The sequence below is a fragment of the Novosphingobium sp. MD-1 genome (assembly GCF_001014975.1).
Lineage (GTDB): Bacteria > Pseudomonadota > Alphaproteobacteria > Sphingomonadales > Sphingomonadaceae > Novosphingobium.
Window position 1 is genome coordinate 95,076 of record NZ_BBXA01000021.1, and the last position, 20,245, is coordinate 115,320.

Genomic DNA, 20,245 nt, shown 5'->3' on the forward strand with positions numbered 1-20,245 from the left:
GGAACCCACGCCGATGACCGCCCAGCCCACCAACCTGTCCGGCCTCGACCTGCGCGCCGAGATCGACCGCCTGCGCAAGGAGCGCAACGCCGTCATCCTCGCGCACTATTACCAGCGGCCGGAAATCCAGGATCTGGCCGATTTCGTCGGCGATTCGCTGGAGCTTTCGCGCAAGGCGGCGGCAACCGACGCGGACGTGATCGCGTTCTGCGGCGTAAAGTTCATGGCCGATACGGCGAAGATTCTCTCGCCCCAAAAGATCGTGGTCCTGCCCGATCTCGACGCCGGGTGCAGCCTTGAGGATTCGTGCCCGCCCGACAAGTTCAAGGCGTTCCGCGAGGCGCATCCCGATCACATCGCGCTGACCTACATCAACTGTTCGACCGAGGTGAAGGCGCTGTCGGACGTGATCGTCACCTCGTCCAGCGCGGAAACGATCCTGTCGAAGATCCCGCCCGAACAGAAGATCATCTTCGGCCCGGACCGGCACCTGGGCGGCTATCTCAACCGCAAGTTCGGGCGCGACATGCTGCTGTGGCCGGGGGTGTGCATCGTCCACGAGGCGTTCAGCGAGACCGAGCTGCTCAAGCTGAAGGCGCAGCACCCCGGCGCGCCGATCGCCGCGCATCCGGAATGCCCGCCGCACATCGTGGACCATGCCGACTATGTCGGATCGACCAGCGGCATCCTGAATTACGCCAAGGCGATGACCGGCGACACGCTGATCGTGGCGACCGAGCCGCACATCATCCACCAGATGGAACTGGCGATGCCGGGCAAGACCTTCATCGGCGCGCCCGGGGCGGACGGCAACTGCAACTGCAACATCTGCCCCTACATGGCGCTCAACACGCTGGAGAAGCTCTACCTCGCGCTGCGCGACCTGACGCCGCGCATCGAGATCGAGGAAGACCTGCGCCTTGCCGCCAAGAAGAGCCTCGACGCGATGCTCGACATGGCGGCGGGGACGGTGGGCAAGGGCGATCTGGGCCGGGCCTGAGCGCCTGAGGCGGCGGGCCTAGCGATCCGCCAGCCGGGCCAGCACCAGCGCGGCGCCGACCAGCGCCATGCCCAGCGCGTCCGGTCCAGACAGCACTTCGTGGAACGCCAGCCAGCCGACCAGCACCGAAACGATCGGCTGCGTCAGCAGCGCCAGCCCCACCACCAGCGGCGGGAAATGGCGCAGCGCATAGACGAGCAGGCCCTGCCCCACGATCTGGCTGGCCAGCATCAGGCCGATCAGCGGTCCCCAGTCGTGCGGCCAGAACGGTTCGCCCATCGCCAGGGCGATGCCCGCCACCACCGGGCTTCCGGCAAGGCTCGACAGGAACAGCAGCGACCAGCTGCCGAACCGGCCCCGCGCTTGCTGGATCACCAGGATATAGACCACATAGAGCAGGCCGGCGACGATGCAGAACAGGTCGCCCGCCAGCGTGCGCGCGCCAATCTCCAGCGACCGGCCCAGCAGCACCACCGCGCCCACCGTGGCCATGACCACGGCCAGCACCTCGATCACGCGGGGGCGCCGGCGGATCGCCACAAGGCCCCAGATCATCAGAATCACGCTGCCCGAATTGCCGAACAGCGTGGCATTGCCCAATCGCGTGCGCTCGATCCCGATGTGCCAGCTGGCCAGATCGAGCGCGAAGAAGACGCCCGCGATCGTCACCAGTCCCAGTTCGCGGCGGCTGTAGCCGAACAGCGGCTGGCGATTCCACCGCGCGAACAGGGCCAGCAGCGGCAACGCCAGGAACAGGCGCCAGAAGCCGGCCGAAACCGCCCCCGAATCCGCCACGCGCACGAACAGCGGCCCCAGCGCCAGGGCGACGTTGCCCAGCAGGAGCGCGGCATAGTGCAGCGGCTTGGGGCTGGTCTGCTCCCCGGCTTCGGGCCGGTGATTGCGGGGCCGGGAAGTTTTCATGGGGGTCGTTAAAGCCCAATTAAGTTGCAAAAGGAAACGGAGGCCCCTTTATTGGTTTCCTTCCCATTCCGGAGATGTCCTGTCCATGCCTGATTCCCTGTTCCAGCCGATCAACCTCGGTGCCATCGAGGCGCCGAACCGCATCCTGATGGCCCCGCTGACACGCGGCCGCGCCGATCCGGGCTTTGTGCCCAACGCGATGATGGCCGAATACTACCGCCAGCGCGCAGGCGCCGGGCTGATCATCAGCGAGGCGACCGGGATCAGCCGCGAGGGACTGGGCTGGCCCAGCGCACCGGGCATCTGGACCGACGCGCAGGTCGAAGGCTGGAAGCCGGTGACCGAAGCGGTCCACGCCGTCGGCGGCCGCATCGTCTGCCAGCTCTGGCACATGGGCCGCATCGTCCATCCCGATTTCCTCGACGGCGAACTGCCGGTGTCCTCCTCCGCCACGCGCGCACCGGGCCACGCCCACACGCCCTCCGGCACCAAGGATTTCGTGGTCGCCCGCCCGCTGCGGCTGGACGAACTGCCGCGCATCGTCGACGATTACGGCCACGCCGCGGAAAACGCGAAGCGCGCCGGCTTTGACGGCGTGCAGCTTCACGGCGCCAACGGCTACCTGATCGACCAGTTCCTGCGCGACAAGGCCAACCTGCGCGACGACGATTACGGCGGTTCGCCCGAAAACCGCGTGCGGCTGATGCGCGAAGTGCTGGAACGGCTGATCGCGGTCTGGGGCAAGGGCCGCGTGTCGATCCGGCTTTCGCCCAACGGCGATACGCAGGGCGTGGACGACAGCAATCCGGCCGCGATCTTCAGCGAGGCGGCGCGCACGATCGAGGCGCTGGGCCTTGGCTTCCTCGAACTGCGCCAGCCCGGCCCGAACGGCACGTTCGGCTCCACCGACGTGCCCCAGCAGGACGCGCTGATCCGCGGCCTGTTCACCGGCCCGCTGGTGCTGAACAGCGACTATACCGCCGAGCAGGCCGCCGCCGACATCGCTTCGGGCCGGTGTGACGCGGTCAGCTTTGGCCGGCCGTTCATCTCCAACCCCGATCTGGTCGAACGCTTCCGCATCGGCGCGGAACTGGCGCCCAACGTCAACGCGCCGCGTAGCTGGTACTTCCCCGGTCCCGAAGGTTATATTGACTACCCCACGCTGGCGCAGCAGACGGCGCGGGAAACCGTCTGACAGGAGAAAGCGATGCCCCCCCGTTCCTGGCTGTTCGTGCCCGGCGACAGCGAGAAAAAGCTGTCCAAGGCGCCTGAAACGGGGGCGCACGCGATCATCGTCGATCTGGAGGACGCGGTCGCGCCCGCCGCCAAGGCCGCCGCGCGCGAGGTAGCGCGCGGCTGGCTGGAAGCGCGCCGCGCCGCCGACCCCGGGCATGCCGGCACCCGCCAGGCGCGGTGGCTGCGGATCAACGCCATCGATACCGGCCTGTGGCGCGAAGACCTGGCCGCGATCATGGCCGGCGCGCCCGATGGCATCGTGCTGCCCAAGACCGAAGGACCGGACCAGGTCCGGCTGGTTTCCGCCGAACTCGATGCGCTGGAGCAGCGCCACGGCCTTGCCCCCGGTTCCACGCGCCTGCTGCCGCTGGTGAGCGAAACCGCCGGCGCCGCGCTGACCATCCCCGCCTATGTCGGGCAATCGCTGCCGCGCCTCGCCGGGTTGACCTGGGGCGCGGAAGACCTTTCCGCGGTGCTCGGCGCCACGCGCAAGCGCGATGCCGCCGGCCGCTGGACCGATACCTTCCGCTTCGTGCGGGCGCAGACGCTACTTGCCGCGCATGCGCTGGAGGTCTGGCCGGTCGATACGCTGCATGCCGATTTCCGCGACGAAGCCGGCCTGCGCACCGCCGCCGAAACCGCGCGGGCAGACGGCTTTGCGGGAATGCTGGCGATTCATCCGGCGCAGGTGCCGGTGATCAACGCCGCCTTCGCGCCCACCGACGCGGAACTGGCCCACGCCCGCGCCATCGTCGACGCCTTCGCCGCCAATCCCGGTGCGGGAACGCTGCAGATCGACGGGCGGATGATCGACCAGCCGCACCTCAAACAGGCGCGGCAGCTGCTGGGCATTGCCTGACCGTTGCGTTTCCGGTCAGTTTCCGCCGGAGCGGGTGGGTGACGGCTTGGGCAAAGGCTTCGGGGTCGGCTTGACCGCCGGTTTCGCCGTACTGGCCGGCTTGGGCGTGGCGGAGGTGGCAGGCTTTGGCTCGGGTGCCGCGGCCCCGGCCGCAGGAGCCGGCACGCCCGGTGTCGCATCGGGGGCAGACTGATCCGCAGCCGCGCTCGCATCCGCCACCGGCGCGGCAGCGCCGGCCTTGGCCGCCTCGCCGGGCTTCGGGGCCTGAAGCGGCGCTTCGGCCTGCGACCGGTCGAGATCGATCATCGCGTCGCTGACCGTGCCGGGCAGCACTTCGCCCCCCGCGGCCTGGGCCTTGCCGTTGTCGTTCCCCGCCTTCTTGCCGCACCCCGCCAGCGTGGCGCAGGCAACCAGTGCCAGGGCTACGGAAATGGTCGGTACTCTGCGCTTCATCGGGCGGTCTCCGGCGGGCATGGCACGTCAAGCCGGGCAAGGAAATCTCCGGCGCGGGCGAGCAATGCCCGATCCCATGCCTCCGGCGCAACCTCCAGCCCCAGATCCTTCATGCTGGTGACGCCGAATTCCTCGATCCCGCAAGGCACGATGCCGCCGAAATGCGCGAGATCGGGGGATAGATTGACGGAAAAGCCATGCATCGTCACCCAGCGGCGGATGCGCACGCCAATCGCGCCGATCTTGGCTTCGCCGCCGGGCAGGCCATTCCGCTCCGGCCCGTCCACCCATATGCCGATGCGCCCTTCGGCGCGGCGGCCGGCCACGCCGAAATCGGCCAGCGTATCGATCACCCAGCCTTCGACGGCATGGACGAACCCGCGCACGTCGCGCGCGCGCTTGCGCAGGTCGAGCAGAATATAGCCTACGCGCTGCCCCGGCCCGTGGTAGGTATAGCGCCCGCCCCGCCCGGCCTCGACCACTTCGAACCGCGGATCGAGCAGTTCCGCAGGATCGGCGCTGGTGCCGGCGGTATAGACCGGCGGATGCTCCAGCAGCCAGATCAGTTCCGACGCCGTGCCTTCGGCGATCGCGGCGTTGCGCGCCGCCATTGCCTCCAGCGCCACGCGATAGGGCACGGGCGCGCTCTCCACGCGCACTTCGATATCCTGCAAGCCGTTCATGGTGCGTCAGGTGGCCCCGGCAGGGCGCTCTGGCAAGTGCCAAACGCCTTCGAGCGGGCATACGCGCCGGACCTGTTTGCAGGGAAACCGCGGCATTGTGGAATTTGTCCGCGCGGCTTACGGAGAGCGTCCATCGAAAGGGACGCATCGTGATCAGACTGGACAGCAGCGCCGCGTGGGCATTGGCCACCCGGCTGGTCTCCGCCAACCGCGACGTGCTTGCCGCCATCGCCGGAGTGTTCTTCCTGCTGCCGACGCTGGCCTTCGCCATCCTGGTGCCCGAACCGCAGATTCCCGCAGGACTCCCCCCGCGCGAGATGATGACGCTGCTGGGCGATGCCTATGGCCGGGCCATGCCCTTCCTGCTGCTGGTGTCCGTGCTGCAGATCACCGGCACGCTGACCGTGCTGGTGGTGATGACCGCGCACGACCGGCCGACCGTGGCGCAGGCGATCCGGCGCGGCTTCGTCATGACCGGTCCCTATCTCCTGGCCCAGCTCCTGATCGGGCTGACTCTGGGCGGGGCGTTCGTGCTGTTCGTTTCGCTGATGTCGCTTACCGGCATCCAGGCTCTGGCCGCCGCCGCCGTGCTGATGATCTTCGCGGTCATGGTCTATTGCGGACTGCGGGTGATGCTGATCGCGCCCGTCATCGCCACCGAGAACCTGCGCAATCCCGTGGCCGCGATTCGCCGGAGCTGGGCGCTCACGCGCGGCAACACCGCGCGCATCGGGGTGTTCCTGACGCTGGCGGGGCTGGTGTTCTTCGTGATCTATGGCCTGATCATGATGCTGGTGGGCGTGGTGCTGGTGCTGACCACGGGCGGCGAGCTGCAGCGCGCGCTGGGCGCGGCCGTATCCAGCGCGATCACGTCGGGGGCGATGGTCTATCTGACAGCGATGCTGGCCGCGATGCATCATCTGCTATCCGGCCCGACCGGACCGGAAATCATCGCGACGTTCGAGTAGTTATTCCTTCCAGCCCCACGAAATCACGCAGGGCGGCACGTTCCACAGCTCAAAGCCCTTGTCGATACGGCGGAAATAGCGCCCCATCAGATCCCGCGCGCGCGCCGTGTACTGATAGACCAGGAATGCGCCGCCGGGGCGCAGCACCCGCTGCGTCGCGGCCATGATCGCGGGTCCGACGCCTTCGGGCAGCGTCGAGAACGGCAGGCCCGAAAGCACGTAATCGGCATTTTCGAAACCGTGGGCGCGGACGATATCCTCCACATCGGCAGCCGAGCCGTTGATCGCGATGAACCGGCTGTCGCCGATGGTCTTCGACAGGTATTCGATGAAATCGGGATTCGTGTCGATCACGATCAGGCGCCCGTCACGGCGCAGCCGCTCCAGCACCGGGCGGCAGAACGTGCCCACGCCGGGGCCATATTCCACGAACAGGCGGCATTCGTCCCAGTCGACCTTCGATAGCACACGGCTGATCGTGCGCCCCGACGACGGCACGATCGCGCCCACCATCACGGGATGCTTGAGAAAGCCCTTGAAGAAGATGCCGAAGGGGCCGAGCAACCGTTCCGCCTTGCGCTTCGCCCTCTGCAACAGGGGCTCGCGCGCTGCCTGCGTGGAAGTCATATTGAGGCGGGGTCCCTTTTCCTGAACTGGCCTGTAAGCCGCGCGTCGCAAATTTGTCTTGTCATTGCAAGGGCGCGACAAGCACCTTACCGCAAACGAACGAACCAGATACGGCGAGATCGGGGGAAAACACCGGTCGCTGGGGCGCAATAATGGCCGGAATCGGGCCTGGGGCCGGGTCGGAGGCCGAGAGGGCGAGGGAGCGGAAACGCGATGCACGAGAAAGACCACTTGCCGCCGGAACGCATGGCGCTGCTGTTCGCGGTCATGCTGGTCACCGCGGCGGGCAACACCGCGATGCAATCGGTGATGCCGTCGATCGGCACGCACCTGGGCATCGCCGACGTGTGGGTCAGCCTCGCCTATTCCTGGTCCGCGCTGCTGTGGATGCTGATGGCGCCCTACTGGGCGCGCCGCTCGGACCGGCGCGGCCGCAAGGCGATGATGGCGCTGGGCATGGCGGCCTTCGCGCTGTCGTTCTCGCTGTGCGGGCTGACGCTGTTCGCCGGCCTGCACGGCGTGTTCGGCGGCACCGCCACCATCCTGATCTTCGCCGCCGCCCGTTCGCTCTATGGCATGTTCGGATCGGCCTCCCCGCCGGCGGTGCAGGCCTACGTCGCCAGCCGCACCGGCCCGGAAGAGCGCACGCAGGCGCTGTCGCTGGTGGCATCGAGCTTCGGCCTGGGCACGGTGCTGGGGCCGGCGCTGGCGCCGCTGCTGATCGTTCCCGGCCTGGGCCTGATCGGTCCTTTCGCGGCCTTTTCGGTGTTCGCCCTGCTCGTGCTGGTCACGCTGCGCCTGCGCCTGCCCGATGACGATCCGCGCTTCGCTGGGCGCGGTGAAGTCATGGCGGCGCCGTTCAGCGCCTCGTCCAATCCCCGCTTGGTGGAAGATCATCCCGACGGTTCGCCCGATGAACTGCCCGAGGCCGAGCCGCAGCACGCGGGCGGCGACCGGCTGCGCTGGAGCGACCCGCGCCTGCGCGGCTGGCTTGCCGCCGGCGTACTGGGCGGCCACGCGCAGTCGATCCTGCTCGGCGTGATCGGCTTTCTCCTGCTCGACCGGCTGGGCCTGCGCCACCAGCCGGACGCCGCCGCCGGATCGATCGGGCTGGTGCTCATGTGCGGCGCGATCGCCACGCTGCTGGCGCAATGGGGGCTGATCCCGATGCTGCGCCTGGGGCCGCGCGCCTCCACGCTGTGGGGCATGGGGCTGTGCTGCATCGGCACCGTGCCGCTGGCGACCGGGCTGGACCTGCACACCATCACCGTCGGCTTCGCGATCTGCTCGCTGGGATTCGGCCTGTTCCGGCCCGGCTTCACCTCGGGCGCGAGCCTGGCCGTTGGCCGCGCCGAACAGGGGCAGGCGGCGGGGATCGTCGCGGCGGTCAACGGTTCGGCCTATATCGTCGCGCCGGCGATCGGGGTGTGGCTCTACAACCATTCGCACTGGCTGGCGTGGATCGTGGTGGAAGCGCTGGCGATCGGGGCCGTGGTGCTGTGCGTCCTGCTGATGCGCACGCCGCTGCGCACGCCTTCGCACCACGCCTGACCCCACCCCATACTCACGGGGGAGCTTGCCAGTGCCGATGGGCCGTCCTATCGCGCCGTCATGACGGCAGAAGGGACGCCCCAGAAGGTTATTGCCAGGGGCGTGGGCTCCAATGCCTTCAGCTTCATCATCCGTTTCGCGGCACGGGCCTCGTTCCTCTATATCGGGGCGCGGCTCTATGGCGCGGCGGCCTATGGCGTGTTCAGCCTGGCGGTGGCGGTGGTCGAACTGATGGTCCCGGTCGCCAGCCTCGGGCTGAAGCGGATGATCTTCCCGTGGCTTGAGGAGGAAGCCAATACCGGCGCCGCCGATGCGCGGCCGGCCACGCATGTCCTGCTCGATGCGCTGCTGCTGACCGTTCTGTCCGGCCTTGGCATCGCGGGCGTGGTGGCACTCGGCGCGCAAGTGCTGCCCGCGGCCATGGTGTCCGACCATCTTCGCTTCGCACTGGCCGTGCTGGCGCCGGCGGTGCTGGGACAGGCCGCGGGCGATGTCGCCCTGGCCGCCACGCGCTGGACCCATATGATGCGCTATGAAGTCATGGCGCGCGGCGTGATCGAACCCTATGTCGCCACGGCAGTGACGTTCGCCGCCTGGTATGCCGGCTTTACCGAAACCGGCCTGCTGTTCGGCTACTGGGCCGGCAGCCTGGCGCTGGCGGGCACCGCGCTGTGGAGCGCGCGCCATTCGCTGGGTCCGTTGCGTCTTGCCCGGTGGCGCCCCCATGCCGGCGCGCTGACGCAGCGCGCCCGTTCGCTGCTGCCAGCCAGCGGCAGCGACCTGCTGACCTCGCTGGCGCAGCGCATCGACCTCTATCTCGTGGGCTTCCTGCTGGGGGACGCGCCGGCCGGCGTCTATGGCGTGCTGCGCCAGCTGCGCACGCCGATCACCCAAGTGCGCCAATCGTTCGACGGCATCCTGACCCCGCTGATCGCGCGCACGATGCGCGCCGCCGGCGATATCGTGACCGGCGAAGCCACCGCCGCCGCGACGCGCCTGATCCTGACGATCCAGCTGGCGATCGTGTTGCTGATGGCCGCGGCCGGCGAACCGCTGCTGGCCCTGTTCGGACCGCATTACGTCGTCGGCTATCACGCGCTGATCGTCATGGTGCTGGCCGAAACCGTCAACGGCGCGTTCGGCGTGGGGGAACTGATCCTCTACTATCGCCGGCCCGCGCTGGCGCTGCTGATCAACGTGGTGCTGATCGCGATCGCCGCCATCCTGGTGCCCGTGCTGGCGCCGGCGTTCGGGATCCTCGGCGCGTCGGCCGCGATGCTGTTGGCGGCGATCGTAGCCACGCTGCTGCGCCGGCACTGGCTCAAGCAACTGGGAGTACAGCAACCGCCGCTCCACGCCGCCGCCCCCGTGATCGGCGCGCTGGCCGGCGGCGCGGCGGGGCTGCTGCTCTATGAAGCGCTGGCCGATGTGTTCCGGGCGCCGGCGCGGGTCGATGCGATCGCCACGCCGCTGCTGGCGCTCGCCGTCTATGGCCTGACGATCCACCTGTGGACGAAGCTGCGCCCCGGCGTGCTCTCGATGGCGCGCTTCCGGGTGTTGTAACCGGAGTCAGGCCCTTACGCCGTCAGCCCTTCGGCCTCCAGCCGCTGCGCGGTCCGCATCGCCGCCGCGTTGTGCAGCTTGACGGAAACCGCCATCAGCAGGTTCAGCACCACCGTCTGGTACAGGAAATAGTAAAGGGGGCTGCCGGCAAACATCGCCAGGCCCAGCACGATCGCGCGCGGATTCGGGCCAAGCAGCTTGAGCACGCGCAGCAGCGGCTGCTGTTCGCGCCGCACTTCGGCCCGGATCGCCCCCAGCCGCGCGGGATCATCGCGCGCCGCCTTGACCGCGCCGTCTATCACCAGCGCATGGGGCGACATGCCCGCCGCCAGCCGCAGATAAAGCCGCACGATGGTCTGCAGGAAGATGCGCCAGGCCCCGCGCTTCTCCTCGAACAGGCCCGGCTGATCGCCCTTGGCGTTGTGCAGCCAGGGCACGCCGTACATCCAGTACTGGTAAAAGCGCCGCTGCACTTCGACGTGGTTCGACTGCACAATGTGGCTGGCGCCGGCCGCTAGCGTCCAGAACCAGGCCCAGCCCGCCCCCATCGTGCGCGTGAGCACGAAGGCCAGCAGCACGTAGAGCACGATGTGGCTGGTATAGTCGCAGATGCCGTCGACCATTTCGCCGAGCGGGCTGGACTTGCCGGTAACCCGCGCCAGATCGCCGTCCGCGCCATCGACGATATGCCAGGTCATGTGCAGCGCCATGCCCAGCGCCGCGCCGAGCGGCCAGGGCACGCCCCAGTAGCAGAAGCCCGCCGCCACCACGAACAGGCCCCCGGCCACCGAAACCATGTTGGGCGTTACCGGCGTATGCGCGAGCCGGCGCGCCAGCTGCCAGGAAAGCGGATGATAGAGGTACAGGTTCAGCGGATCCTGCATTTCGCGCGGCCGTTGCGGCCGACGAGGTTCCACTGCGCGCGTAATCATCCGAAATACCTCCCGACGTTTCGCCACCTTGGCGACCGCCGATGGCGGCTATATAAGCCGCGCCACTTACTGAACAGGGTGGATGCGTTCATTGGGCCTGCCCTGGGGATCGAATAGATGAAATTGCCGCTGGGAGTCATCGTTTTCGCATCGGGACGCGATGCCGAGCGGCTGGTCGCGGGCGTTCCCGCCGCCGCGCGTTCGGTGCGCGAGGCGCGGCGCGCGGGCCTTTCTGTATGCTGGGTCACCGCCGGCGCGGGATGGGAACCTTCGGCGACAACGCGCGCCGAGATCGACCGCCTCGCCGATGGCATGGACGTGCATTTCGGTAACGGATCGGCCCTCGCGGTCGAAGGCGGGTTTGACCGGGTGGCGATGATTCCCGGCGATCGGCAGCCGACCGCCGATGCGATCCTGCGCGCGATTGCCGAACCCGACGGCATCACACAGGCCGATCTGGTGCAGGTCGTGCCGCAGGAGGAAGCCAACCAGGTCGCCGGGCGGATGACCGCCCAGGGTGCGGAATCGCCGCGCCGGCTGGGCGCCGCCGCCCGCGCCGTCGTGCGCTCCACGGCCAAGCCGACCGACGGAATCGTCTCGCGCCACCTCAACCGGCCGATCTCGCAGGCGATTTCCGCGCTGTTGCTGCATTTTCCGGGAATCCGCCCGGTTCACGCGACTATCGGCACCGGGCTGATCGCCGCCGCGATGTTCGCCAGCCTGCTGTTCTGGGGAGCGACCGGCCTGGTGGTAGGGGCTATCCTGTTCCAGGCCGCATCGATCTTCGACGGGGTTGACGGGGAAATCTCGCGCGCCACGTTTCGCAGCTCGCCGGCGGGCGCGAAGATGGACAGCCTGGTCGATGCCGCGACGAATCTGGCTTTCCTGCTGGGCGTGGCCATCAACCTGCAGATGCGCGGCGAAGTGGTCTATGCGACGTTCGGCTATGCCGGCCTTGTCCTGCTGGCCAGCGGACTGGTGATGATCGGCCGGGCCGCCGCGCGCAGTCAGGCGCCGTTCAGTTTTGACGTGGTGAAGGACCATTACCGTCGGCAAGGTGCGAACGGCGAGCCATCGCGCTTGATGCAGGGGCTCACTTACCTTACTAGCCGGGATTTCTTCGCACTGGCTTTCGCATTGCTCATTGCGTTCGGGCTTGCTCCGCTGGTGCTTGCCCTGTTTGCGGTTGCTGCCGGGGGATGGCTGGTCGCTGTCATCCTTGCCCTGCGGCCTACGCAAGCATGACGTCAGGGAAATGTGCTTGCATTTGCCGCGCGAAATGGAAATGAGGCAAATTAGTTACAGCCGCCGTATGGCGCCTGTGTGAAGGGATCGAGATTCATGAAGCCAATCAAGGTCGCCGTGATCGGCGTGGGCAACTGCGCCAGCTCGCTGGTCCAGGGGGTCTATCACTACCGCAACAACAACTCGTCGCAGGGCCTCATCCATGACCGGATCGGTGGCTATGGCGCGGGTGACGTTGATTTCGTGCTCGGCATTGATGTCGATGCGCGCAAGGTAGGCAAGGACATCAGCGAAGCCATCTTCGCCGGTCCGAACTGCACCGCCGTGTTCTTCCCCGACGTTCCGGCCACCGGCGCCAAGGTCATCATGGGCAAGAAGCTCGATGGCGTTGCCGATCACATGACCGGAATGGGCGACAAGGGCTTCATCGTGGCCGACGCGCCCGAAGCCACCAAGGAATCGATCGTGGCCGCGCTCAAGGAAACGGGCGCCGAGGTTCTCCTGAACTTCCTGCCGGTCGGTTCGCAGGAAGCCACCGAATTCTACATGGAATGCGCGCTCGAAGCCGGCGTCGCGGTGGTCAACTGCATGCCGGTGTTCATCGCCAGCCGTCCCGAATGGGAAGCCAAGTTCCGCGCCAAGCGTATCCCGATCGTGGGTGACGACATCAAGGCGCAGGTCGGCGCCACGATCGTCCACCGCGTGCTGTCCAGCCTGTTCGGCGCGCGCGGCGTGACCGTGGAGCGCACCTACCAGCTCAACACCGGCGGCAACACCGATTTCATGAACATGCTCGACCGCCAGCGGCTGGGCAGCAAGAAGGAATCGAAGACCGAGGCGGTGCAGGCCATGCTGGCCCAGCGCCTTGAGGACGAGAACATCCACGTCGGCCCGTCGGACTATGTTCCCTGGCAGAAGGACAACAAGCTGTGCTTCCTGCGCCTGGAAGGCGCGCAGTGGGGCAACGTGCCGATGAACCTGGAACTCCGCCTTTCGGTGGAAGACAGCCCGAACTCGGCCGCCTGCGTGATGGACGCGATCCGTTGCTGCAAGGTCGCGCTGGAGCGTGGCGAGGGCGGTGCGCTGATCGGCCCGTCGGCCTATTTCTGCAAGCACCCGCCGCAGCAGTTCAACGACGACGTCGCCGCGCAGATGGTCGAGGAATACGTTTCCGACCAGGCGCTTGCCGCCGAGTAAGCGGACCGACGCGACAGGACAGGGCGGGCCGGCCGGACGTTTGGGCGTTCGGCCGGCCCGCTGCTTTTTCAGCCCGGCAGGAATCCCGAAGATCATGGACGCGCTCATCATCGCCGCCGGCTATGGCAGCCGGCTTGCCGACCTTTCCCCTTCCAAGCCGCTGACGCCGGTCGCCGGCGTGCCGTTGATCGAGATCGGCGTGCGCCAGGCGATGATCGGGGGGGTTACCCGCGTGGTGGTGGTTACCGGCCACCGCGCCGAGATGGTCGAGGCGTTTCTGGCCGACCTTTCGCAGCGGCTGGCGGTGGAAATCGTGCCCGTGCGCCTGGCGGACTGGTCAACGCCCAACGGCCATTCGGTGATGGCCGGCGCCACGCGCTGCGAAGGCAACTACCTGCTGATGATGGCCGACCACATGTTCGAGGCCGATATCCTGGCCAGCCTGCTGGCGCAGGACGCGCCCGACCGGGGCGTGACCCTGGCGATCGACCGCCGGCTCGACAATCCGCTGGTCGATCCCGACGACGCCACCTGGGTGCGGCTGGACGAACGCGGCTTCATCACCGCCATCGGCAAGACCATCGAACCTTACGACGCGGTAGACTGCGGCGCGTTCCTGGCCACGCCGGAGCTGGCCACGGCGATCCGCGAGGCGATCGCGGCCGGCAAGGCGGGAAGCCTTTCGGACGGGATGCAGGTGCTGGCCGATCGCGGCCGCGCGGCAACGATGGACATCGACGATGCCTGGTGGATGGACGTCGACGACCCGCGTGCGCACGCGCTGGCCGAAGAACTGGCGCCCTGGCATCTCGCGCCGATGTTCAACGGCGTGCCGGGCTGAAGCCACCCCGGCCGGCCGTCAGGGATATTTCAGGTGAATCCGCGTGGACAGGTTGCTGCGCGGAATGCTGATCCGCACCGAACGGAACGCGGGCAGGCTGGCGATGGTCGGCGGATTGTTGGAAAAGCCGAAGCCTTCGGTCGGGATGCCCAGCACGCCGCTGCGGTTGATCTTCCCCGACGCATCCTCGTCGTGATAGACCGCGATGGCATAGACGCCGGGCCGCGGCACAAACAGGCACATGCGCGTTTCGGGCGCGGCGGCATCGACCCGGCCGACATAGAGCGATCCGTGCTTGACGAGGAACTTGCGGGAATCGTCTTCGTACAGCGTCACCGCGATCAGGCCGTTGCCGTTGCGCACGCCATCCACCACGATGTTGATCCAGGTGTCGCTCGCCGGGCCGGCACAATTCGGGGCCGCCTGCGCGGAACTGGCGAAAAGGCCCGATCCGGCAAGCGCAAGGACGGCTGCGGCCGCGGCGCGGATACGTCTCGGCAAGGTCATATCGCTTCAATCCCAGTTGCTGTTCCCGTCAGCATCGCTTCCCGTGCCCGCCCTTGCCGGCCGACCACCGAAACCACCTGACCTTTATCGCGATGTCCCTGTAATGCGGGTTTCGCGCCCCCGCCATATCCAATTCGGGCCGTGAACGCGCGCTTAATCCGGGCGGGAGCCGGCAAAGTGTGCAACCATGCCTAATCCGTGTGGAAAACGGCGGATTCACGCTTGTTCGGGCGATTCGCCACCGGTAAGCCCGAATGCGGCGCGAGGAAATCGCCCGGTCCCGCCGGACCAGGCTTTTCCGACCCGCCATCCACAGTTCACGGTATCCCGAAACAGGTTCGCAAGACCGCAGGCAGCGAAGATCGTTCCCGTCCATGGCTGTTCCGCTGATTTCGCCCTCGATCCTTTCCGCGGACTTCGCCCGTCTGGGCGAGGAAGTTCGCGCTATCGATGCCGCCGGCGCGGACTGGATTCATGTCGATGTGATGGACGGCCATTTCGTGCCCAATATCACCATCGGCCCCGGCGTGGTGAAGGCGCTGCGCCCGCACACGGCGAAACCGTTCGACGTTCACCTGATGATCTCGCCCGTCGATGGCTACCTGCAGGCCTTTGCCGACGCCGGCGCCGACATCATCACCGTCCATCCCGAAGCCGGCCCGCACGTCCACCGCACGGTGCAGGCGATCCGGGCGCTGGGCAAGAAGGCCGGCATCTCGCTGAACCCCGCCACGCCGGCCAAGATGCTCGATTACCTGATCGACGAGATCGATCTGGTGCTGATCATGAGCGTCAATCCCGGGTTTGGCGGGCAAAGTTTCATTTCCAGCCAGCTTCGCAAGATCGAGGCGGTCCGCAAGATGATCGATAAGACAGGCCGGCCGATTCACCTCGAAGTGGATGGCGGGGTCGATCTCGAAACCGCCAGGCTGTGCACCGGTGCCGGCGCGGACGTGCTGGTGGCCGGAACCGCCAGCTTCCGGGGCGGGCCAAGCCATTATGCGGCCAATATCGCCGCGCTGAAGGGGGCGGGCTGACGCCGTGAACGAAAACGGCCTTTCCTTCGCCCGCGCCTTTGGCGCCGCCGGAAACAATGAGGCCGGTTCGCGCGTTGGACGGGGTGAGGCTGTGCCGGCAACGGAAGGCAACGGACGGATCAAGCGTGGTTCCTTCCATCCCGGTGCTCGCCACGGCGAAGGCCCGGCCATTCCGCTGGGTCCGGGAGAGGAACCGCTGCTGTCCATGCCCGGAACAACACCGGCCGAACCCACGCCAGCCGCTACCCCCTCTCCGGGGCCATCCATCGGAACGCCTTTGACGGAAGCGCCAGGGCCGGAGCGCGCGACATTGGCCGAAGCCGAGCTCGAACTGACGCCCACGCCCGAAACGATCGAGCCCGGCCGCGCGCTGGCGCTCGCCGATTTCTCCCCTCCCGCAGTGGGCGCGGGCGATCGCTTCGTGCGCTTCGCCTATCGCATGGGGCTGCCGGCAGGCGCGCTCAACCCGTTCCGCAAGCGGGCGCGGCCGCGCCTGACGGCAACAGTGGCCAATCCACTGCCCGGTGACACGGCCGCCGGCACCGCGTTGCGCGCCGGCCATTTCCTGCTCCACGGGATGAAGGCGCCGATCGCGGATGTCGAGTTCAGCGGCCCGCGCCTGTCGCCCCCGTTCGAGCGGCTGATCCATGGCTTTGGCTGGCTGGCTGACCTCGAAGCCTGCGCGCCGCGCCAGCAATGCACCCAGGTTGCCGAACGGGTGCTGCAGATCTGGATGGCGGCCAACCCCAAGCCCAACGCCACCCCGGCGTGGGACGTGGGCAACGTCGGCCACCGCCTGCTGTCCTGGCTGATCCACGCGCCGCTGCTGCTGTCCGGCCCGGACAAGAAGGCGCGTGGGCGCATGTTGCTGGTGATCGAGGAAACCGCGCGCTGGCTGGATCGCAACGTCGGCAAGGCGGGCGACAAGCTGGCCGAAACCGCCGGCTGGACCGCGATCACCGCCGCCGGGCTGCTGCTGGCCGATGGCCATCCCCGCCGGCTGTTCGGCGAAGCCGGCCTGATGCGCGCGGTGGGCGATCTGATCGGCGACGATGGCGGCGTGCTTTCCCGCAGCCCGCTCGGCCAGATCGAGGTGATCGAGCTGCTGGTGCGGCTGAAGGCCTGCTACGCCGCCGTCCGCAGTGATGCGCCGCCGCAGATCGATACCATCCTCAACCTGCTGGTTCCGCCGCTGCTGTCGCTGCTGCATGGCGATGGCGGGTTGGGGAGCTGGCAGGGGGCCGGCGCCGTCCCGGCCGCGCGGATCGAGGCGCTGGTCAAGGCCAGCGGCGTCCGTACCCGGCCGCTGCGCGATGCCCGCCAGTGGGGCTATCAGCGGGTGAATGCCGGCAAGACCGTGCTTCAGGTCGATGCGGCGCCCCCGCCCGTGGCCCGCCACACCCGCGATGGCTGCGCCTCCACGCTGGCGTTCGAACTGAGCCATGGCGCGGAACGGATCATCGTCAACTGCGGCGGCGCAGCCTTTGCCGGCGGCCTCATCCCGCTGCGGCTGGCGCAGGGGCTGCGCGCCACGGCGGCGCATTCCACGCTGACGATCGACGATTTCAACTCTACCGCCGTGCTCATCAACGGCAAGCTCGGCTCGGGCGTGTCCGAGGTCGAGATCGACCGACGCACCTTGCGCGGCGACAAGGGTGGCGGCGCAACCCGGATCGAGGCGAGCCACAATGGCTATGTCACGCGCTATGGCCTGTCGCACCAGCGCATCCTGATCCTGCGCGACGACGGCACCGAGCTGCGCGGTGAAGACCTGCTGGTGCCGGCGGGCCGCAAGGGCAAGCGCGGCACCATCGGCGTCGCCTTGCGCTTCCATCTCGGTCCGAATATCGAGCTGGCCGCCGGCGAGGACGGTCTGGGGGTGACTCTGGCTCTGCCCGACGGCAGCCTGTGGCAATTCCGCTCCGGCCGCGATCCCGTGTCGGTCGAGGAAAGCCTGTGGGCAGACGGGCAGGGGCGCCCCATCGGCACGCGCCAGCTGGTCATCCAGGCCAAGATTCCCCGCAGCGGAGAGACATTCTCCTGGCTGCTCAAGAAGATGAGATAGGAAATTCCTGTGAGTGAGGTGACGATCAAGCGGGCGCTGCTTTCGGTGTCCGACAAATCCGGTTTGGCGGATCTGGGCAAGGCGCTGGCGGCACGCGGCGTGGAACTGGTCTCCACCGGCGGCACCGCCAAGGCGCTGCGCGACGCCGGGCTGACCGTGCGCGACGTGTCGGACCTGACCGGCTTTCCCGAAATGATGGACGGCCGCGTCAAGACACTGCACCCGATGGTCCACGGCGGCCTGCTGGCGGTGCGCGACAACCCCGAACACGCCGCCGCGATGGAAGCGCACGCCATCGGCGCGATCGACCTTGTCGTGGTCAATCTCTATCCGTTCGAAGCGACCGTGGCCAAGGGCGCCGACCGCGACGAAGTGATCGAGAACATCGACATCGGCGGCCCTTCGATGGTCCGTTCGGCGGCGAAGAACCACGCTTTCGTCACCATCGTGACCGACCCGGCCGATTACGCCACGCTGCTGGGCGAACTGGAACAGTCCGGCGGGGCCACCACGCTGGCGTTCCGCCGGGCGATGGCGGCCAAGGCCTTCGCCGCGACCGCCGCCTATGACGCCGCGATCTCGAGCTGGTTCGCCTTCGCCGACCAGGGGCAGCGCTTTCCCGACACGCTCAATCTTTCGAGCAAGCTGGTCACGACGCTGCGCTATGGCGAGAACCCGCACCAGAACGCGGCGCTCTACGTGCCGAACCGGCCCGCCACCACCGGCCTGCCCCAGGCGCAGCAGGTGCAGGGCAAGGAACTGTCCTACAACAACTACAACGATGCCAACGCCGCGCTGGAACTGGTGGCCGAATTCGCGGCGGACAAGCCGACCGTGGTGATCGTCAAGCACGCCAACCCCTGCGGCGTCGCCACCGCCGATACGCTGCTGGAAGCCTGGCACCAGGCGCTGGCCTGCGATTCCGTATCGGCGTTCGGCGGCATCGTCGCGGTCAACCAGCCGCTCGATGGCCCCACCGCCAACGCGATCTGCGAGATTTTCACCGAAGTGGTCGTGGCTCCTGGCGCCGACGAGGCCGCGAAGGAGGCCTTCGCGCGCAAGAAGAACCTGCGCCTGCTGCTGGTGAACGACCTTCCCGACGCGCATCGTGCCGGCCTGACGCTGGTGCCGATCGCCGGCGGCCTGCTGGTGCAGGATCGCGACAACGGCGCGCTGGGCGACGACGCGCTGAAGGTGGTGACCAAGCGCCAGCCGACCGAACAAGAACTGAAGGACTGCCTGTTCGCGTGGACCGTGGCGAAGCACGTCAAGTCGAACGCCATCGTCTATGCCAGCAAGGGCGTGACCGCCGGCATCGGCGCGGGCCAGATGAACCGGCGTGATTCCTCGCGCATTGCCGCCGCCAAGGCCAGGGAAGCCGCCGAAACGCACGGCTGGGACGAGCCGCGCACGGTCGGCTCCGCGGTCGCGTCCGACGCGTTCTTCCCGTTTGCCGACGGCTTGCTGGCGGCGGTGGAAGCCGGCGCCACGGCGGTGATCCAGCCGGGCGGATCGATCCGCGACGAGGACGTGATCAAGGCGGCCGACGAAGCCGGCCTCGCCATGATCTTCACCGGAATGCGCCACTTCCGCCACTGATCCCTCCCAGCCCGGCGCGCGAAGGGAGGGGGCGTCTTCCCTTCGCCATTTAATCGTGCAATTAAACCCCTTCAATGGAGGGGGAGAGCACGAAAGCCGTGCCGGAAAGCGTTTTCGAAACCGATGGCGATCTGTTCGTGCCGACCAGGCTCGGCCGGGGCTACTGGCAGCCGGGCACGCTGAGCGGCGCCGCAATGGCATCGCTGCTGGGCTTCGTCATCGAACGCGACGTCATGGAGCCGGGGCTAATCCCCGTGCGCTTCGGCGTCGACATGCTGCGCATGGCGCCGGCGCAGCCGCTCGGCGTGGACTTGCGCGTGCTGCACGACGGCGGCCGGCTGAAGCTGGTGGAAGCCAGCCTTTCGGCCAACGGCAAGCTTTGCGCCCGCGCCACCTGCCAGCTGGCCCGGCAATCGCGGCAGCCGGACAATCCCGTCTGGCAAAGCCCGCCGTGGCCCGCGCCACCGCCGGAAGGGTTGGAGCCGCTGCGCCGTTTCGGCAACTGGGAGGTGCGCCCCGTCCCCGCGGCCACGCACCCCCGCTTCCGGCGCGAAACCAACGGGATCGACCAGGAGCGCGGTACCCCGGAGCAGGGCAATCCCACCGTGCTCGGCACGATGGGGCCGCCGCCGGCACGCCAGGCGTGGTTGCGGGCCGGGGTCGAGATCGTTGCCGGCCATCCGCTCACACCGTTCGGCCATGTCGCGCTGACGGCGGACTTCGCCAGCCCGCTGGCGCATAGCAGCGAACACGGCATCGATTTCGTCAATACCGACTTCACCGTGCATCTGCACCGCCTGCCGGTGGGCGAATGGCTGGGCTATGAACTGACCGGGCACCTCTCGCAGCACGGAATCGCGGTCGGCCAGTGCGCGCTGCACGATCCGGCAGGCCCGCTGGGCACGATTTCCGTCAGCGCCATGAGCCTTTCGCGGAAAAGCTGAACCCGATACGGAAAGGG

General features: G+C 68.0%; 19 protein-coding genes. 13 read left to right on the plus strand and 6 right to left on the minus strand.

From position 1 onward, the window contains the following. The first annotated feature begins 13 nt into the window (after positions 1-13). Positions 14-1,000 carry a quinolinate synthase NadA gene (gene nadA / locus NMD1_RS07265; protein WP_125954236.1) on the plus strand — a complete coding sequence of 329 codons (987 nt, stop codon included), beginning with the start codon at positions 14-16 and terminating at the stop codon, positions 998-1,000. An 18-nt stretch (positions 1,001-1,018) separates the two neighbouring features. On the opposite strand, the gene NMD1_RS07270 is transcribed toward nadA, so the two are convergent. Beyond that, positions 1,019-1,921, minus strand: coding sequence for a DMT family transporter (locus NMD1_RS07270; RefSeq protein WP_124810345.1), 903 nt, complete (start codon positions 1,919-1,921; stop codon positions 1,019-1,021). An 85-nt stretch (positions 1,922-2,006) separates the two neighbouring features. Between NMD1_RS07270 and NMD1_RS07275 the strand changes: the two genes are divergently transcribed. Beyond that, entirely contained in the window at positions 2,007-3,116 is a 1,110-nt protein-coding gene (locus NMD1_RS07275; protein WP_125954237.1) for an alkene reductase, read from the plus strand. A 12-nt stretch (positions 3,117-3,128) separates the two neighbouring features. Beyond that, positions 3,129-4,016 (plus strand): CoA ester lyase, encoded by an 888-nt coding sequence (locus NMD1_RS07280; protein ID WP_125954238.1) that lies wholly within the window; start codon positions 3,129-3,131, stop codon positions 4,014-4,016. A gap of 15 nt (positions 4,017-4,031) precedes the next feature. Here NMD1_RS07280 and NMD1_RS07285 read toward each other — a convergent pair whose 3' ends face one another. Further along, on the minus strand, positions 4,032-4,469 hold the full coding sequence (locus tag NMD1_RS07285; protein WP_125954239.1) for a hypothetical protein: 438 nt from the start codon (positions 4,467-4,469) through the stop codon (positions 4,032-4,034). Continuing rightward, complete coding sequence (gene lipB / locus NMD1_RS07290; RefSeq protein ID WP_124810349.1) at positions 4,466-5,152, minus strand: lipoyl(octanoyl) transferase LipB; 687 nt, start codon at positions 5,150-5,152, stop codon at positions 4,466-4,468. The genes NMD1_RS07285 and lipB overlap by 4 nt, the downstream gene beginning before the upstream one ends. A gap of 149 nt (positions 5,153-5,301) precedes the next feature. Between lipB and NMD1_RS07295 the strand changes: the two genes are divergently transcribed. Beyond that, complete coding sequence (locus tag NMD1_RS07295) at positions 5,302-6,120, plus strand: hypothetical protein (RefSeq protein ID WP_124810350.1); 819 nt, start codon at positions 5,302-5,304, stop codon at positions 6,118-6,120. Here the strand turns inward: NMD1_RS07295 and NMD1_RS07300 are convergent, their stop codons facing one another. After that, complete coding sequence (locus NMD1_RS07300) at positions 6,121-6,747, minus strand: class I SAM-dependent methyltransferase (protein WP_124810351.1); 627 nt, start codon at positions 6,745-6,747, stop codon at positions 6,121-6,123. A gap of 213 nt (positions 6,748-6,960) precedes the next feature. Here NMD1_RS07300 and NMD1_RS07305 point away from each other — a divergent pair, with 213 nt between their 5' ends. Continuing rightward, positions 6,961-8,298 carry an MFS transporter gene (locus NMD1_RS07305; protein ID WP_233497408.1) on the plus strand — a complete coding sequence of 446 codons (1,338 nt, stop codon included), beginning with the start codon at positions 6,961-6,963 and terminating at the stop codon, positions 8,296-8,298. A gap of 60 nt (positions 8,299-8,358) precedes the next feature. Then, positions 8,359-9,861, plus strand: a complete 1,503-nt coding sequence (locus NMD1_RS07310) for a lipopolysaccharide biosynthesis protein (protein WP_125954240.1) — start codon at positions 8,359-8,361, stop codon at positions 9,859-9,861. Between the two features lie 14 nt (positions 9,862-9,875). Here the strand turns inward: NMD1_RS07310 and NMD1_RS07315 are convergent, their stop codons facing one another. Further along, the gene (locus tag NMD1_RS07315) at positions 9,876-10,745 is read right to left on the minus strand and encodes a CDP-alcohol phosphatidyltransferase family protein (RefSeq protein WP_233497410.1); all 870 of its coding nucleotides are present in this window, start codon (positions 10,743-10,745) and stop codon (positions 9,876-9,878) included. A 165-nt stretch (positions 10,746-10,910) separates the two neighbouring features. On the opposite strand from NMD1_RS07315, the gene NMD1_RS07320 reads away from it, so the two are divergent. The 3 genes from NMD1_RS07320 (at position 10,911) to NMD1_RS07330 (ending at position 14,076) form a co-directional block, all read left to right on the plus strand. Beyond that, on the plus strand, positions 10,911-12,038 hold the full coding sequence (locus tag NMD1_RS07320; protein ID WP_125954242.1) for a CDP-alcohol phosphatidyltransferase family protein: 1,128 nt from the start codon (positions 10,911-10,913) through the stop codon (positions 12,036-12,038). Positions 12,039-12,134: 96 nt separating this feature from the next. Continuing rightward, on the plus strand, positions 12,135-13,235 hold the full coding sequence (locus NMD1_RS07325; protein ID WP_124810355.1) for an inositol-3-phosphate synthase: 1,101 nt from the start codon (positions 12,135-12,137) through the stop codon (positions 13,233-13,235). A gap of 94 nt (positions 13,236-13,329) precedes the next feature. Then, the gene (locus tag NMD1_RS07330; RefSeq protein ID WP_125954243.1) at positions 13,330-14,076 is read left to right on the plus strand and encodes an NTP transferase domain-containing protein; all 747 of its coding nucleotides are present in this window, start codon (positions 13,330-13,332) and stop codon (positions 14,074-14,076) included. Between the two features lie 18 nt (positions 14,077-14,094). On the opposite strand, the gene NMD1_RS07335 is transcribed toward NMD1_RS07330, so the two are convergent. After that, the gene (locus tag NMD1_RS07335) at positions 14,095-14,583 is read right to left on the minus strand and encodes a DUF2141 domain-containing protein (protein WP_124810357.1); all 489 of its coding nucleotides are present in this window, start codon (positions 14,581-14,583) and stop codon (positions 14,095-14,097) included. Positions 14,584-14,957: 374 nt separating this feature from the next. On the opposite strand from NMD1_RS07335, the gene rpe reads away from it, so the two are divergent. The 4 genes from rpe (at position 14,958) to NMD1_RS07355 (ending at position 20,228) form a co-directional block, all read left to right on the plus strand. Next, positions 14,958-15,620: a ribulose-phosphate 3-epimerase gene (gene rpe / locus NMD1_RS07340; protein ID WP_124810358.1), complete on the plus strand. Its 663-nt coding sequence runs from the start codon at positions 14,958-14,960 to the stop codon at positions 15,618-15,620. Positions 15,621-15,825: 205 nt separating this feature from the next. Then, positions 15,826-17,685 carry a heparinase II/III family protein gene (locus NMD1_RS07345; RefSeq protein ID WP_125954244.1) on the plus strand — a complete coding sequence of 620 codons (1,860 nt, stop codon included), beginning with the start codon at positions 15,826-15,828 and terminating at the stop codon, positions 17,683-17,685. Positions 17,686-17,694: 9 nt separating this feature from the next. Then, the gene (gene purH / locus NMD1_RS07350; RefSeq protein WP_125954245.1) at positions 17,695-19,284 is read left to right on the plus strand and encodes a bifunctional phosphoribosylaminoimidazolecarboxamide formyltransferase/IMP cyclohydrolase; all 1,590 of its coding nucleotides are present in this window, start codon (positions 17,695-17,697) and stop codon (positions 19,282-19,284) included. 98 nt (positions 19,285-19,382) lie between these two features. Continuing rightward, positions 19,383-20,228 (plus strand): acyl-CoA thioesterase domain-containing protein, encoded by an 846-nt coding sequence (locus NMD1_RS07355; protein ID WP_158453924.1) that lies wholly within the window; start codon positions 19,383-19,385, stop codon positions 20,226-20,228. The last annotated feature ends 17 nt before the right edge of the window (positions 20,229-20,245 follow it).

Coding starts and splice junctions, on each gene's coding strand:
- NMD1_RS07325 (WP_124810355.1), top strand. CDS start 12,135: ATGAAGCCAATCAAGGTCGCCGTGATCGGCGTGGGCAACTGCGCCAGC.
- nadA (WP_125954236.1), top strand. CDS start 14: ATGACCGCCCAGCCCACCAACCTGTCCGGCCTCGACCTGCGCGCCGAG.
- NMD1_RS07280 (WP_125954238.1), top strand. CDS start 3,129: ATGCCCCCCCGTTCCTGGCTGTTCGTGCCCGGCGACAGCGAGAAAAAG.
- NMD1_RS07275 (WP_125954237.1), top strand. CDS start 2,007: ATGCCTGATTCCCTGTTCCAGCCGATCAACCTCGGTGCCATCGAGGCG.
- NMD1_RS07305 (WP_233497408.1), top strand. CDS start 6,961: ATGCACGAGAAAGACCACTTGCCGCCGGAACGCATGGCGCTGCTGTTC.
- rpe (WP_124810358.1), top strand. CDS start 14,958: ATGGCTGTTCCGCTGATTTCGCCCTCGATCCTTTCCGCGGACTTCGCC.
- NMD1_RS07320 (WP_125954242.1), top strand. CDS start 10,911: ATGAAATTGCCGCTGGGAGTCATCGTTTTCGCATCGGGACGCGATGCC.
- NMD1_RS07315 (WP_233497410.1), bottom strand. CDS start 10,745: ATGCAGGATCCGCTGAACCTGTACCTCTATCATCCGCTTTCCTGGCAG.
- lipB (WP_124810349.1), bottom strand. CDS start 5,152: ATGAACGGCTTGCAGGATATCGAAGTGCGCGTGGAGAGCGCGCCCGTG.
- NMD1_RS07285 (WP_125954239.1), bottom strand. CDS start 4,469: ATGAAGCGCAGAGTACCGACCATTTCCGTAGCCCTGGCACTGGTTGCC.
- NMD1_RS07300 (WP_124810351.1), bottom strand. CDS start 6,747: ATGACTTCCACGCAGGCAGCGCGCGAGCCCCTGTTGCAGAGGGCGAAG.
- NMD1_RS07330 (WP_125954243.1), top strand. CDS start 13,330: ATGGACGCGCTCATCATCGCCGCCGGCTATGGCAGCCGGCTTGCCGAC.
- NMD1_RS07335 (WP_124810357.1), bottom strand. CDS start 14,583: ATGACCTTGCCGAGACGTATCCGCGCCGCGGCCGCAGCCGTCCTTGCG.
- NMD1_RS07345 (WP_125954244.1), top strand. CDS start 15,826: ATGCCCGGAACAACACCGGCCGAACCCACGCCAGCCGCTACCCCCTCT.
- NMD1_RS07310 (WP_125954240.1), top strand. CDS start 8,359: ATGACGGCAGAAGGGACGCCCCAGAAGGTTATTGCCAGGGGCGTGGGC.
- NMD1_RS07270 (WP_124810345.1), bottom strand. CDS start 1,921: ATGAAAACTTCCCGGCCCCGCAATCACCGGCCCGAAGCCGGGGAGCAG.